Raw genomic sequence first — 14627 nt, 5'->3', positions numbered from 1 at the left:
ATTCGGAGGCAGAACGATGACGGGTTCGGACGACAAGGTCGTCGCGGCGCTGCGTGCCGCGATGCTGGAGAACGAGCGGCTGAAGAAGCAGAACAGCGCCCTGACCGCGGCCCGGCGCGAGCCGATCGCGATCGTGGGGATGGCCTGCCGCCTGCCGGGCGGGGTGGGCTCGCCGGACGAGCTGTGGGACCTGGTGTCCTCGGGTGGTGACGCGATCTCGGAGTTCCCGGCGGATCGCGGCTGGGACGTCGAGGGGATCTTCGACCCCGACCCGGGTGCGGCGGGCAAGTCGTACGTGCGCACCGGTGGGTTCCTGAGCGGCGCGGGTGAGTTCGATCCCGCGCTGTTCGGGATCAGCCCCCGCGAGGCGACCGCGATGGACCCCCAGCAGCGACTTCTCCTGGAGATCTCCTGGGAGGCCCTGGAGCACGCGGGACTCGACCCGTTGTCGTTGCGGGGACGCGATGTCGGCGTCTACTCGGGCTTGATGTACCACGACTACGGCACCCGGCTCCGCAAGATCCCGGCGGGGATGGAGGGATTCCTGAGCACGGGTGCCGCGGGGAGCGTGGCCTCGGGCCGGGTGTCCTACACGCTGGGCCTGGAGGGCCCGGCCGTCACGGTGGACACGGCGTGCTCATCGTCGCTGGTGTCCCTGCACCTGGCAGTGCAAGCGCTGCGCGCCGGGGAGTGCTCGATGGCCCTCGCGGGCGGAGCGGCGGTCATGGCGCAGCCGAGCCCGTTCATCGAGTTCTCCCGTCAGCGGGGTTTGGCGGTGGATGGTCGGTGCAAGGCGTTCTCGGATTCGGCTGATGGCACGGGCTTGTCCGAGGGCGTCGGGGTTGTTGTGTTGGAGCGCCTGTCGGATGCGCGGCGTGCTGGCCGTCGGGTGTTGGCGGTGGTAACGGGTTCGGCGGTGAATCAGGACGGCGCGTCGAACGGCCTGACCGCGCCGAACGGACCATCGCAGGAACGAGTTATCCGGGCCGCGTTGGCGAATGCCGGGCTGGGTGTGTCCGATGTGGACGCGGTTGAGGCGCACGGCACGGGAACCTCGCTCGGCGATCCAATCGAGGCTGGTGCGCTGCTGGCGACCTATGGCCAGCGTGGTTCGGGTGAGCCTTTGTGGGTTGGTTCGTTGAAGTCGAATATCGGTCATGCCCAGGCTGCTGCTGGTGTGGCGGGTGTGATCAAGATGGTTCAGGCGATGCGTCACGGTGTGTTGCCTGCGTCGTTGCATGTGGATCGTCCTTCGTCGAAGGTTGATTGGGATGCTGGGGCGGTCGAGGTCCTCGCTGAGCAGCGGGAGTGGCCGGAGACTGGGCGGGTGCGTCGGGCTGGTGTGTCCTCGTTCGGCGTCAGCGGCACGAACGCCCACGTCATCCTCGAACAAGCACCAGAGGTTGAGGCACCGGAGACCGGGAGCGATCCCGGGGGAGTGGTGCCGTGGATCCTGTCGGGGCACACCGCGGCGGCGTTGCGGGCACAGGCCGGTCGGCTCGCCGCGTCGGTGAGCACCTCGGATCTCTGCCGCGTCGACGTCGGCTGGTCGCTGCTGTCCCGCGCGAAGCTCGAACACCGCGCGGTGCTGATCTCCGACAACCGCCCGGATGCCCTGAACGCCACCTCCGCCTTGGCAGCCGTCGAACCCCGCCCGGACGTCGTGCAGGGCGTGGCGGGCGTGGACGGTCGCCGGGTGTTCGTCTTCCCCGGTCAGGGGGCTCAGTGGATCGGCATGGGAGCGGAGCTGCTGGATTCGTCCCCGGTGTTCGCCGAGGCGTTGACCGAGTGCGACAAGGCGCTGTCGGAGTTCGTGGACTGGTCGCTGTTAGAAGTGATTCGCGAACGCGGCTCGCTGGATCGCGTCGATGTGGTGCAGCCCGCGTCGTTCGCGGTGATGGTGGCACTAGCGCGGTTGTGGCAAGCGCACGGCGTTGTTCCGGACGCGGTGGTGGGCCATTCCCAGGGCGAAATCGCCGCTGCGCACATCGCGGGCGCGCTGAGTCTGCGTGATGCGGCGCGGATCGTGGCGCTGCGGAGCCAGTTGATCGCGGCCGAACTGGCCGGTCGCGGCGGAATGGTGTCGATCTCTCTCCCCGAGCTGGAGGCCTCCGCGCTGATCGGCCGCTGGCCGGGGCTGGAAGTTGCGGTGGTCAACGGACCTGGGGCTGTCGTGGTCGCGGGTGATCCGGTGGAGTGCGACGAGCTGATCGCTGAGGCTGAAACCCGAGAGATCCGGGCGCGTCGGGTCCCGGTGGACTACGCCTCGCACTCCAGCCACGTCGAACGCATCGAGCAGCAGCTGTCGGCGGTGCTGGCGGACGTCGCGCCCGGTGCCCCGGAGATCCCGTTCTTCTCCACAGTGGACTGCGACTGGGTGGCGGGCGAGTCGCTGTCCGGGAACTACTGGTACCGGAACCTGCGCCAGCGGGTCCGCTTCGCCGAGGCCGCCGAGGCGCTGGTGAAGTCCGGCTACCGGGTGTTCGTCGAGGTCAGCGCCCACCCGGTGCTGACGATGTCCGTCCAGGAAACGCTCGACCGGCACGCAGACGTCAACGCCGCCGTGACCGGCACGCTGCGCCGCGACGAGGGCGGCCTGGCCCGGTTCGCCACCTCGCTGGCCCAGGTGCACGTCCGCGGCGTCGACGTCGACTGGACGCCGTTCTTCGACGGCGCCCGACCGCAGCGGGTGGCGCTGCCCACCTACGCCTTCCAGCACCAGCACTACTGGCTGGAGTCCGACACGATGGAGACGAGTGTGCACGAGGAAACCGACGACGTGGTCGCCGAGCAGGGCGGGAACCCGATCGCCGAGCAGCTCGGCGGGCTGTCCGGGGACGACCGCAAGCAGGCGATCGCGGAGCTGATCCGGAAGGAGGCCGCCGCGGTGCTCGGCCACTCCTCGGCGGACACCGTCGAGGACGGCAGCCCGTTCTTCGAGATCGGGTTCAACTCCCTGACCGCCGTGGAGCTGCGGAACCGGCTCAGCGCGGTGTTCGACCTGACGCTGCCCGCGATGCTGCTCTTCGACCACCCCACCCCGGCGCTGCTGGCCGACCACGTCCACGAGCTCCTGGACACCGCTGCGGAGGCATCCGATGTTCGACGTTGACCAGTACCTGAAGGCGATCGGGTTCGCCGGGCAACCCCGCCCGGACGCGGAAACCCTCCGAACCCTCCACAAGGGACACCTGATGGCGATCCCCTACGACAGCTCGTGGAACGCCGAGCGGGGGATCTCGATCTGGCGGGACGTGGACATCGACGTCGACGCGGTGTTCGACGACATCGTGATCGGCGGGCGGGGCGGCAACTGCTACGAGCTGAACGGCCTGTTCCGCCGGTTGCTCGACGAGATCGGGTTCGACACCGCGGTGCTGTCGGCCGGTATCCGGCAGGTCGACGGGACGTTCGGCCCGGACCTGGAGCACGTCTTCAACCGCGTCGAGCTCGACGGCCGGACCTGGCTGGCCGACGTCGGCTTCGTCGGCCCGTCCTACCTGGAACCGCTGGTGCTCTCGGACGACGAGCAGCCGCAGTTCGGCTCCCGGTTCCGGATCGCCCGGCAGGACGACTACCGCGTGGTGGAGCGCAAGCCGCAGACCGGCGACTGGCAGCCGGTGTACCGGTTCCGCCCGCAGGCCAGGGACTTCCAGGAGTGGAGCGGTGATCAGCGCGAGCTGGTCGAGTTCGCCCAGCAGCTCGTCGGCGCGGGCACGGTGATCCGCGGCCGCGCGTTCGACACCGGGCAGATGATCCTGATCGGTCGGCGATACCTCGAGGTCGACAACGGCCACGACGCGATGCGGGTGCTGGTGGAGCAGGACGAGCTCGACCGGGTCGTGCGCACGATCCTCCGCGCCGACCGCTGATCCCCGTCCAGCGCACCCAGCGGAAAGGTGGGAGGGAACATGACGGACAGCGACAACCCGGCGGCCGAGCACTCGGACGTGCTGATCGTCGGGTACGGGCCGGTGGGCCAGGTGCTGGCGGTCCTGCTGGCGCAGCGCGGTTGGCGCGTCACCGCGGTGGAGCGGTGGCCGCAGCCGTACCCGATGCCGCGCGCGGTGTCCTTCGACGGCGAGTCGGCGCGGATCCTGGCCGCGGCCGGTGTCGGCGCGGCCATCCACGAGCACGGCGAGTCCTCGCGGGAGTACACCTGGACCAACGCCGCCGGTGACGTCCTGCTGCACGTCGACATCCCCGACCGGGGCTACTTCGGGTGGCCGGACTCCACTTCGATGTACCAACCCGGCATCGAGGCCGCGCTCGCCGAACGGGGCGCGGCCGTTCCGGGCCTGCGCGTGCTGCGCGGCCACGAGGCGAAGCAGCTGACGAGCGGCCCGAACGCGGTGGAGCTGGCGGTCGAGAACACCGACGGCGAGCAGTTCGCGCTGACCGCGGACTGGATCGTCGGGTGCGACGGGGCGAACAGCTTCGTCCGGCGGCGGATCGGCGCGACCAGCACCGACCTCGGCTTCTCCAACGACTGGCTGACCTGCGACGTCATCCTGCACGACGGGCGTCAGCTCAGCCCGAACAACCAGCAGGTGTGCGATCCGCACCGGCCCACGACGGTGGTCTCCGCCGGTCCCGGGCACCGGCGGTGGGAGTTCATGCGCCTGCCCGGCGAACCGGTCGAGCGGCTGCACGAGACGTCGGTGGTGTGGGACCTGCTGAAGCCCTATGCGGTCACGCCGGACAACGCGACGCTGCAGCGCCACGCCGTCTACACCTTCGAAGCCCGCTACGCCGACGTGTGGCGTTCCGGGCGGGTGCTGCTGGCCGGTGATGCGGCGCACCTGATGCCGCCGTTCGCCGGGCAGGGGATGTGCTCGGGGTTCCGGGACGCCGCCAACCTGGCGTGGAAGCTCGACCTGGTCCTGCGCGGCCTCGCCGACGAGGCGCTGCTGGACACCTACCAGGAGGAACGACGTGCGCACGTCCAGCACGCGCTGCGGATGTCGGTGGACCTGGGCAAGGTCATCTGCCAGACCGACCCCGACGCGGCCCGGGACCGCGACGAGGTCATGATCGCCTCGCGCCAGCGGGGCACCAGCGGCGTGCGGCCGCGCTCGTCGTTGCAAGCGCTGACCACGGGCCTGCTCGCCAGCACCGGCGGACCGGCCGGTGAGCTCGTCCCGCAGGCGGTCGTCGCCCGGGGAGGCGAGTCGGGGTTGTTCGACGAGCTGGTCGGGTGCGGATTCGTGCTGCTGGTGGGCGAGGGCGCGGACGAGGTCCTGGCCGGTGGTCTGCCGCCGCTCCTCCGCGAGCTCGACGTGCGGGTGGTTCGCGTGCTGCCCGCCGGAACGCCGGTGGCCGAGGTCGGCGAGGACGCGGTGGTCGACGTCGACGACGTGTACCTGCCGTACCTGGCGCGGTCGAACTCGCGAGCCGTCCTGGTCCGCCCCGACTTCTACGCGTTCGGCGGGGTCGACGACGCCGCCGGGCTCGCCGCCGCGGCGGACGAACTGCGCGCCGGGCTGATGGCCGCCGCGGTGACCGGGTGAACCGGGCAGCCCAGGCACGGAGCTGAAGGGGACACCATGATTCGACACACGTGGCCGGACACGACGACTTCACCAGCACCTCCCCCCACCGCGGCGGGAACGTTCGACGAGCGGATCCCGCCGCAGCTGCGCCAAGAGCTCGCCGCCGCCTTCGCGAGACCTGCGGCGCAACAACCCGAATGGCCGGACAGCACTGCTCTGCACGCCGCGCGAACTCTGCTGGGCGCGGCGCCTCCGGTCACCTCACCCGGCGAGATCCGCCTGCTGCGCCGCGAACTCGCCGCGGCGGCGGAGGGCCGGGCGTTCCTGCTGCAGGGCGGCGACTGCGCGGAGACCTTCGACGAGAACACCGAGGAGCACGTCTCCGGCACGGTGCACCTCCTCGACGAGATGGCCGGGGAGCTGTCCAGCACCGGCCTCCCGGTGATCAAGATCGGCCGCCTGGCCGGGCAGTACGCGAAACCCCGCTCGAAACCGGTCGACGTGCTCGGCCTGCCCGTCTACCGCGGCGACATCGTCAACGCGCAGGACCCCGTCCCGTCGGCCCGCGAACCCGACCCGAACCGGCTCCTGCGCGCGCACTCGCACGCCTGCCGGACCATGAACCACCTCAGGACCCTGCGGGCGGGCGACGTCTTCGCCAGCCACGAAGCCCTGCTCCTCGACTACGAAGGACCGCAGTTGCGCGCCGATCGCGCTGCGGCGGGGCAGGACGTGGAGGTCTTCGCCACCTCGGGCCACTTCCTGTGGATCGGGGAGCGAACCCGGCAGCTGGACGGCGCGCACATCGCGGTGGCGGCCCTGCTCGCCAACCCGATCGGGGTGAAGGTCGGTCCCGGCACCACACCCGACGAGATCGAGCAGTACGCGGACCTGCTGAACCCGGGGCGCGTCCCCGGCAAGCTGACCTTCATCAGCCGGATGGGGCGCGACCAGGTCCGCTGGGTGCTGCCGGAGCTCGTCGAGCGGATCCGGCGAACCGGCCACCCGGTCGTCTGGATGTGCGATCCGATGCACGGCAACACCCACGAGTCCGAATCGGGCTACAAGACCAGGGACTACGCCGACGTCCTGCGCGAGCTGGAGGTGTTCTTCGAGGTCCACCGGCGAATGGGCACCCACCCCGGCGGCGTGCACCTCGAACTCACCGCGTCCGACGTGACGGAGTGCGTCGGTTCCGCCTCGGGCGTGTCGGACACCGACCTCGCGGCCCGCTACGAGACCGCGTGCGATCCGCGGCTCAACCGCCGCCAGTCGTTGGACCTGGCCCGCGCCATCGCCCGGATGCTCCGCGGAGGCAGCGATGTCTGACGCCGAGCGACGGAGGATGCAGCACCTGGTGGGCCAACTGCGCCGCTCGGTGGACTCGCTGGTCCGGAACCACGACAACTGCCTGTCCGCGCGCCGCCTGCACAACGCGGTCGAACGCCTGGAACTCGACCTGGCCGCGGAATGCCCCCGCTCCTGCGCGGCGGAACCGAGCGCGCAGGCCGTCGTGCTGGTTCCGGACGAGCCCTACGACCCCGACCTGTGGCGGGACGCCGACGACGAGGGCATCGGTGGATTCCGCCGAGCACCCGGCGCGGGGTGAGCTCCGGTGATTCGGCGGACGTATGAGCGGAGGGTGCGGGGTGGGCGGATCTGAGATTTCCCGGATCACCGGTCGGACGCGCCTGTTCGGGGTGCTGGGCGACCCGGTGGAGCAGGTGCGGGCGCCGGAGCTGCTCAACCGCGAGTTCGAGCGGCTCGGCGCCGACGCGGTGCTCGTCCCGGTCCACGCACCGTCCGGCCGACTGACCGAGGTCGTGCGCGGCCTGCAGCTGATCGGCAACCTGGACGGCCTGCTCGTCACGGTGCCGCACAAGATCGCGGTGTGCGAGCTGGCCGATCACCTCAGCCCGGCGGTGGTGGTCTCGGGCAGCGCCAACGCACTTCGCCGGGAGCCGGACGGCAGCTGGTCCGCGTCGAACTTCGACGGCGCCGGTTTCGTCGCTGGCCTGGTCCACGAGCAACGCGATCCCGCAGGTCGGACGGTGACGGTCGTCGGGGCGGGCGGCGCGGGCAGCGCCCTCGCGGTGGCGCTGCTCGAAGCAGGGGTCGGTGATCTCCGCATCTGCGACCGCGATCCCGCCCGCCTGGCCGACCTGCGCGCCCGCGTCGAGGCGAGGTGGCCGCAGCGCGCCCGGTTCAGCGAAGTGCCGGACCTGCTCGGCGCCGATCTCGCGGTGAACGCCACCCCGCTCGGACTGCGCGAAACGGACGACCTTCCCTTCGACCTCGACGATCTGCCGCCGAACGCCGTCGTCGCCGACATCATCATGACGCCGCGCGATACCAAGCTCCTGTCGCTCGCGGCATCCCGAGGCCACCCGATCCACCACGGAATCCACATGCTCGACCACCAGATCCCGGCCTACCTCGACTTCTTCGGGCTCACCGACAAGAGCGACCCCGGCGGAGCACCCTGACCGACCACCGGCGCGGCCCCCGCGATCTTCCCGGTGGCGGGCCAGAGGTGCTTCAATCGTGCGGTGACCTCCAGCAGTCAGCCCCCGCACATCGTGACCAGCCACCGCGAGATCGCCGCCAGCGCGGAGCGGATCTTCGAACTGATCGCTGACCCGGCGCAGCAGCCGCGGTGGGACGGCAACGACAACCTCGCCGAAGCTGCCGAGGGCCAGCGCGTGCGTGCGGTGGGCGAGGTGTTCACGGTGACGCTCACCGTGGGCAGCGTCCGGGAGAACCGCGTGGTGGAGTTCGAAGAAGGACGGCGCATCGCCTGGCTCCCGTCGGAGCCGGGCGCGCAGCCGCCCGGCCACCTCTGGCGGTGGGAGCTCGAACCGGCCGGTGCGGGGCGGACCAAGGTCACCCACACCTACGACTGGTCCCGCCTGACCGACGAGAACCGCCTGCCCCGAGCCCGCGCCACCACAGCGGACCGGCTCCGGGCCTCCCTCGACAGGCTCGCCGAACTCGCGGAGTCGTGAACAACGCGTGCCGCTCCGAACGCGGGTGCCCGCTTTGCCCCGTGGCGCCGGGAGAACGTCGGGGCGTCAGCCGCGGTTGCGGGTCGCGATCAGGTCTTCGATGGAGATGAGCACGAGACCGTGCGCGTCGGCGAAGTCGCGCAGCTGCTGGCCGCGCATCATGGTGCCGTCGTCGTTGACCAGCTCGGCGAGCACACCGGCCGGGGGCAGGTCGGCCAGCCGGGCGAGGTCCACCGCGGCTTCGGTGTGGCCCGGGCGGTCCAGCACGCCGTTCCCGGCGGCTCGCAGCGGGAAGATGTGCCCGGGCTGGACGAGGTCGTCGGGCCGGGAGCCGGGATCGACCAGGGTGCGCAGGGTCTTGGCCCGGTCCGCAGCGGACACCCCGGTGCTGATCCCGTCGCGCGCGTCCACGCTGATGGTGAAGGCGGTGCTCATCCGGTCCCGGTTGCGGCTGGTCATCAGCGGGATCTCGAGCCGGTCGAGCAGGTCCCCGGCCATCGGGGCGCAGACGATCCCGGTGGTGTACCGGACGATGAAGGCGATGTCGGCGGGGGTGACCGTGCTCGCGGCGCAGATCAGGTCGCCCTCGTTCTCCCGGTCGGCGTCGTCCACGACCACCACGATCCGGCCCCGGGCGAACGCCCGCACGGCGTCCTCGACCGCGTCGAGCCGCAGCTCCGCCTGATCGACCGTTGCGCTAGCTGACATCTCCGGTGCCTCCGTTCCGGATCGCGCTGCGCACCGGGGGCACCTGCGGGCATGCAGCCGTCTCCGACGGGCCCACGACCCGTCGGCGGCATGCCCGCGCGCGCAGCCTTCCATCCGGACTTTCACCGTCGGTCCCGGAGTTCCACCGGGTCAACCGGCCGACGAGGTCGACCGGGTCGCGGACTGTCACCGCCGGTTCGGACTTTCACCGAGCCCCGGAGCGCACGTGGTTGTGACTGGCCGGGAGTCTGGCACACCACCACACCCCAGGCGAGCATGTGTCACCCAGCTCACCCCGGACCCGACCACCCGATCACCCCGGAAGAACACACACCCAGACCGCCATCACGGCCGCCCGTGGGGCGGTGACGACGGCAGCGAAGAGTCCGGCCGTCCGCACGAAGCGGGGCGACCGCTACGGCGGCCGTCCGTCGGGTGGTGACGACGGCAGTAAAGAGTCTGCCCGTTCGCACGAAGCGGGATGACCGCTACGGCGGCCGTCCGTGGGGCGGTGACGACTGCAATTTCGATTGAAATTGCCCACGTCGCCACCGCAGGTTCCGTCGAGAACGACGCAATTTCGATTGAAATTGCAGCCTCCCCAGGCCGACCACCCACCGCTTTGAACCTCAAGTAACCCACCGCCCAACGGCACCGCTCCGCCCCAACCCACCCGGGGTATCACCACCGATCCCCAGGCAGTGGTTCCGATGTCGCCCCGATCCCCACTCCTCCGGCACAAGAGCCGGGATTTCCTCCATTGGTTGCGATTTCCCGCGCGCGCCGGGGCCATCCCTGTACTTGCCGCGGGTTTCCGGGCATGGTCGGTGCTGGCCGCGCACGCAGTCGCTCGCTGCTTGACGAGGAGGACGGGGTGAGCGCTCGCAGCACGCTTCCGGAGTCCCTTCCGCCGCTGGCGTCGCCGGTGCCCGTCCGGTGGTCCGCGCAGTGGATCGGCAAGCGCACCGACCCCGCTCACCGGATCTCGCGGTCGGTGACCTCGGACCACGTGGCGCGGGTCGAGCCGGGGCACTGGATCGGCCAGTCCTTCACCGCGCCGGGGCCGTTCACGGCCGTGGGGTTCGACCTGGTCGGCGACCCGGGTGCGGAGGTGCGCTGCCTGGTGGAGCTGTGCGGCGCCGACGGTGCCGTGCTGGCCGACCAGGTCGTCGAGCGCGGCATCGTCCGCTGGGACCGCTTCGCCCACTTCCTCGAACTCCCCGACGGCCTCGGTGCCGGGGAGTACCTGCTGCGGGTCCGGCCCGTCGTGGGCCGCCTCGGGTGGCCGACGCTGTCCGGTCCCGCTCCGGAACGGCCGGACGACGGGGTGTCGCCGCTCCCGGTCGTGGGGTGGGCCGTGCGCGACGGCGTCCGGGAACCGGGGGTTCGGGTCATCGGCGTCGAAACGGTTCCCGCTCCCGATCCCGTGTTCCGCACCTCCTTCGAGGTTCCCGGGGAGGTGCGGGGAGCCCGGCTGAGCGCGGTCGGTCTCGGCTACGGGGAGTTCCGGATCAACGGCCGAGCGGTGACCGACGACGTGCTGGAACCGGCGCAGACGACGTACGACCGCACCGTCCTGTACCGCACCTACGACGTGACCGCGCTCCTGCGGGCCGGGCGGAACACGCTCACCGCGGAACTCGGCCGCGGTTTCTACGCCGCCAGGGGCGCGAACACCTGGGGCTGGAACTTCGCCCGCTGGCACCGCGAACCCGTGGTGCTGGCGCAGCTGGAGTACATCGACGGGGCGGGGGAGCGGCACGTCGTCGCCTCGGGCCCGGACTGGGAGGCGGCCGAGGGCGCGGTGACCTCCGACCTGCTCTACGTCGGGGAGACGACCGACCCCGGCCGTGCGCGCCGCGCCGAGTGGGAGCCAGCGCTGGTCGTGGAACCTCCGGGCGGGGAGCTGAAACCGGCGACCGCACCGGCGGTCCGCCGCGCCGACGTGCTCGCGCCGATGTCGAGCACCCCGCTGGCGGACGGCGTGGTCGTCCACGACTTCGGGGAGGTGCTCGCCGGGCGGATCCGCCTCATCGCCGTGGGCGAGGCGGGTGCGGAGATCGTCGTCCGGTACGCCGAACAGCTCGACGAGGACGGGTCCGTCCACAGCCGGAACCCGCTGGCCGCCGGACCTGCCCAGGTCGACCGGTTCGTCCTGGCCGACAGCGGAACCGGGGCCGCGTGGGAACCGCGGTTCAGCTACAAGGGGTTCCGGTACGCCAGCGTGCAGACCCTCGGGCGTGCGGCGGTGAGCGAGGTCCGAGCGGTCCGGCTGGAGACGCCGGTGGCGCGCGTGGGCGAGTTCGAGTGCGCGAACGACGTCCTGACCTGGATCGTCGACGCGACGGCGCGGACGTTCCGCAACAACCTGCACGGCGTCCCGACCGACACCCCGGTGTACGAGAAGAACGGCTGGACCGCGGACGCGCACCTGGCCACCGAAGCCGTGCTGCACCACGTGGATCTGCGCGAGTCGTTCGGCAAGTGGCTGGACGACCACGTGGACGCGCGCGACGAGCACGGCGTGGTGCCGCAGATCGTGCCCACCCCGGATTGGGGCCGCGCGGCGGACCCGGCGTGGAGCGCCTCGATGGTGCTGATCCCCTGGTACCTCTACCGCGAGTACGGCGACCGGACGTTTCTCGAGCGCTATGCGGAGCCGATCCGGACCTACACCGATCGGCTGCTCGACCTGGCGCCGGACGGCCTGTGGCCGCACCACAGCTGGGGCGACTGGCTCTCCCCGGGCCACCACTTCGCCCCGGAGGGGCCGGTGCCGACCGCGACGATGATGCTGCGGCACGTGGTCAGCCGGTGCGCCGACATCCTCGAGGTGCTGGGGGAGACCAGCGGCGCGGAGCGGTACCGGGCGGCCTCGGACGTGGTGGCAACCGCCTACCACCAGCGGTTCTTCGACAACGGCAGCTACCGGGCCCCGGGTGTCGGGTACCGGCAGGCGATGAACGTGCTCCCGCTGGCGTTCGGCGCCGTCCCGGCGGAGCACGTCACCGCGGTCGCGGAGGGCTTGTTCGCCGACGTCGAGCACCGCACCGGGGGACACCTGGACTGCGGTGCGGTGGCGGCGAAGCACTTGCTGCCGGTGCTGGCCGAGCACGGCCGCCCCGACCTCGCCATCACCGTGGCCACCCGGCGGGACCGCCCGGGCTGGGGCGTCTGGCGGGAGGCGGGAGCCGCAACCCTGATGGAGTCGTGGGACGAGACCGCCCGCTCGCACAACCACTACTTCCTGGGCGCTGCGGCCGCCTGGATCCAGCAGGCGGTCGGCGGGCTGCGCCCGACCAGCCCGGGGTGGGCCACCTTCGACGTCGCGCCGATCCTCGACGACCGCGTGGGATGGGCCCGCGCCGCGCACACGACGGTGCGCGGCCGCGCCGCCGTCGCGTGGCGGCGTTCGGGCGGGGTGTGGGAGCTGGACGTCGAGGTGCCGGAGACCGCGGTCGCCGCGGTCCGGCTGCCGGGCCATCCGGGCAGGCCCCTGCGCGGCGGGCGGCACGCGCTGCGGGTGCCGGTCGTGACGACGTGAGCCCGAGAGGAGAACCGATGTCCCAGCTCGCGCAACCACCGGGCCGCACGTGGAAGATCGCCACGCTCGCAGGCATGGCCTCCTACCTCGACGCCGGGGCGCTGGTCACCTCCGGCATCGTCCTCGGCGGCTCCTACACCGAGGCCCTCGCCCTCGACGCCGGGACCGTCGGCGCGCTTCTCGGGCTGCAGACCCTGATGTTCGCCCTCGGCGCGCTGTGCGGTGGTCGGCTCGGCGACCTGTTCGGGCGGCGCCGGGTGTTCACCCTGTCGCTGCTGCTTTACGCCGCGGGCATCGCGATGCTGCTCATCGCGTCCCCGCTCTGGCTGCTCCACGTCGGTGTCGTCGCGGTGGGCCTGGCGATCGGCGCGGATCTGGCCGCCTCGCTGGCGCTGATCAACGAGGAGTCGCCCGACGGCCACAAGGGGAAGATGGTCATCTTCTCCAACATCCTGTGGATCGGCGGGATCGTGGCCGCCATGGGGCTCAGCGCCGTGGTCGGGTCGTGGGGCGTTCTCGGCGGGCGCATCATGTTCGCGCACCTGCTGGTGGTGGCGATCGTCGTGCTCGTCCTGCGCTTCACGCTGCGCGAGTCCGCCGAGTGGGTCGCGGCGCGGAGCGAGGCAGCGGCCGGGGGAATCCAGTTCAGCCGCATCGGCCAGCTCTTCCGCGCCCCCGTGGTCTTCGCGGTCGTCGCGCTGGGCCTCTACTACGCCGCGTGGAACCTGGGTGCATCCACAATGGGCAGTTTCGGCACCTTCCTGTGGACCAACCTCACCGGCGGCGAGGTCGCGGAGTACTCCCGCCTGAGCCTGCTCGGCCTGCCCGTGGGCTTCCTGGCCGGACTGGTGTTCATGCGGGTGGTCGACCGCCCGGCGCGGTACGCGTGGTTCGCGGGCGGCTCCGCGCTGATCCTCGTCGCCTGGGCGCTGCCCGCGCTGTTCGGGGCGAACCGGTTCACCCTGGTCGCCGTGCTGCTGCTGTCCGGTCTCGGCAACGCCTTCTGCGGCGAGGGCATCTACAAGGTGTGGTCCCAGGAGCTGATCCCGACGCTGCTGCGCACGACGGCCACCGGGCTCACGATCGCCTTCGCCCGCGTCATCGCGGCGTTCGCCGCGTTCGTCACGCCCGCGATCGCGCTGGCCAACCCGGCGCTGCTGTTCTGGCTGCTGCTCGCCTTCACCGCGGCCGCGAACGCGATCGGCCTGTTCTGGGTGCCGCGGCTGCCGAAGGCGCGCGAGCTGGAGGACGTGCCGGTGGGCGGCGGGGCCCCGGCGTGAACCGGGGAGTCCACTGCGGATCAGGAGATGACGTTGCGGACGAAGGTGGTGGTGGTCTCCGCGTCGTTGACGTAGGCGTAGCGCTGGGCGCTGGAGTAGATGGCGTAGTCGCCTTCGGCGACGCGGGCCGGGCCTTCGTCGCGCTCGATCAGCAGGCGGCCGCGCGTCACGTAGACCATCTCGTGCCACCCGTCGGGATCGGGCTCGGCGTCGTAGCGGTCGCCGGGGGCGAGGCTCCAGGTCCACAGCTGCGCCTCGGAGCGCGCCGGGGTGCTGCCGAGCAGCACCGCCCGGCTGTCCGGGTGGCGGCCGGTCCACGCGGTCGCGTCGATCCGGCTGGTCGGCGCGCTCGGCGGGGTCACCAGGTCGACGAAGGTCGCCCCCAGCGCGTCGGCGAGCTTGTCCAGGCCGGACAGGCTGATGTTGGCCTCGCCCGCCTCCAGGTTGATGATCGTCCGCCGGCTCACGCCCGATGCGGCGGCGAGCGCGGCCTGGCTCAGCTCCGCCGCGCGGCGCAGGCGGCGCAGGTTCTCCCCGACGTGCACCAGGACGTCCGGACGCGGCTCTTGCACGTGCAGGATTCTACACATACCGTTGT

Annotated in this window: 10 protein-coding genes, 1 pseudogene and 1 riboswitch; of the genes and pseudogenes, 9 read left to right on the top strand and 2 right to left on the bottom strand. The window is 71.6% G+C overall.

Annotated elements, in window-relative coordinates; genetic code table 11:
- Positions 1 to 37 precede the first annotated feature (37 nt).
- The 7 genes and pseudogenes from F1721_RS09880 to F1721_RS09850 form a co-directional block, all read left to right on the top strand.
- Positions 38 to 3112, top strand: a pseudogene (locus F1721_RS09880) (type I polyketide synthase); the annotation flags it as partial.
- Positions 3099 to 3872, top strand: coding sequence for an arylamine N-acetyltransferase family protein (locus F1721_RS09875; RefSeq protein ID WP_150066292.1), 774 nt, complete (start codon positions 3099 to 3101; stop codon positions 3870 to 3872). The pseudogene F1721_RS09880 and the gene F1721_RS09875, both read left to right, overlap by 14 nt.
- A gap of 39 nt (positions 3873 to 3911) precedes the next feature.
- A complete protein-coding gene (mhpA, locus tag F1721_RS09870) occupies positions 3912 to 5510 on the top strand; it encodes a bifunctional 3-(3-hydroxy-phenyl)propionate/3-hydroxycinnamic acid hydroxylase MhpA (protein WP_150066291.1) in 1599 nt (532 codons plus the stop codon).
- Positions 5511 to 5546: 36 nt separating this feature from the next.
- Positions 5547 to 6821: a 3-deoxy-7-phosphoheptulonate synthase gene (locus tag F1721_RS09865; protein WP_150066290.1), complete on the top strand. Its 1275-nt coding sequence runs from the start codon at positions 5547 to 5549 to the stop codon at positions 6819 to 6821.
- The gene (locus F1721_RS09860) at positions 6814 to 7101 is read left to right on the top strand and encodes a hypothetical protein (RefSeq protein WP_150066289.1); all 288 of its coding nucleotides are present in this window, start codon (positions 6814 to 6816) and stop codon (positions 7099 to 7101) included. The genes F1721_RS09865 and F1721_RS09860 overlap by 8 nt, the downstream gene beginning before the upstream one ends.
- Positions 7102 to 7141: 40 nt before the next feature.
- Positions 7142 to 7978 carry a shikimate dehydrogenase family protein gene (locus F1721_RS09855; protein ID WP_246154600.1) on the top strand — a complete coding sequence of 279 codons (837 nt, stop codon included), beginning with the start codon at positions 7142 to 7144 and terminating at the stop codon, positions 7976 to 7978.
- A gap of 63 nt (positions 7979 to 8041) precedes the next feature.
- The gene (locus F1721_RS09850) at positions 8042 to 8497 is read left to right on the top strand and encodes an SRPBCC family protein (RefSeq protein WP_150066287.1); all 456 of its coding nucleotides are present in this window, start codon (positions 8042 to 8044) and stop codon (positions 8495 to 8497) included.
- Between the two features lie 66 nt (positions 8498 to 8563).
- Here F1721_RS09850 and ribB read toward each other — a convergent pair whose 3' ends face one another.
- Positions 8564 to 9205, bottom strand: a complete 642-nt coding sequence (gene ribB / locus F1721_RS09845) for a 3,4-dihydroxy-2-butanone-4-phosphate synthase (RefSeq protein ID WP_150066286.1) — start codon at positions 9203 to 9205, stop codon at positions 8564 to 8566.
- A 98-nt stretch (positions 9206 to 9303) separates the two neighbouring features.
- Positions 9304 to 9431, bottom strand: a riboswitch (FMN riboswitch).
- A gap of 648 nt (positions 9432 to 10079) precedes the next feature.
- Here ribB and F1721_RS09840 point away from each other — a divergent pair.
- Positions 10080 to 12749, top strand: coding sequence for a family 78 glycoside hydrolase catalytic domain (locus F1721_RS09840; RefSeq protein WP_170301432.1), 2670 nt, complete (start codon positions 10080 to 10082; stop codon positions 12747 to 12749).
- 17 nt (positions 12750 to 12766) lie between these two features.
- Entirely contained in the window at positions 12767 to 14029 is a 1263-nt protein-coding gene (locus F1721_RS09835) for an MFS transporter (protein WP_150066284.1), read from the top strand.
- A 20-nt stretch (positions 14030 to 14049) separates the two neighbouring features.
- Here the strand turns inward: F1721_RS09835 and F1721_RS09830 are convergent, their stop codons facing one another.
- A complete protein-coding gene (locus F1721_RS09830; RefSeq protein WP_211840400.1) occupies positions 14050 to 14601 on the bottom strand; it encodes a helix-turn-helix domain-containing protein in 552 nt (183 codons plus the stop codon).
- Between the last annotated feature and the right edge of the window lie 26 nt (positions 14602 to 14627).

The sequence above is a fragment of the Saccharopolyspora hirsuta genome (assembly GCF_008630535.1).
In the GTDB taxonomy this organism is placed as follows: Bacteria; Actinomycetota; Actinomycetes; order Mycobacteriales; family Pseudonocardiaceae; genus Saccharopolyspora; species Saccharopolyspora hirsuta.
The sequence above is the reverse complement of the archived record's forward strand: the minus strand, read 5'-3'. Positions and strand labels throughout refer to the sequence as shown.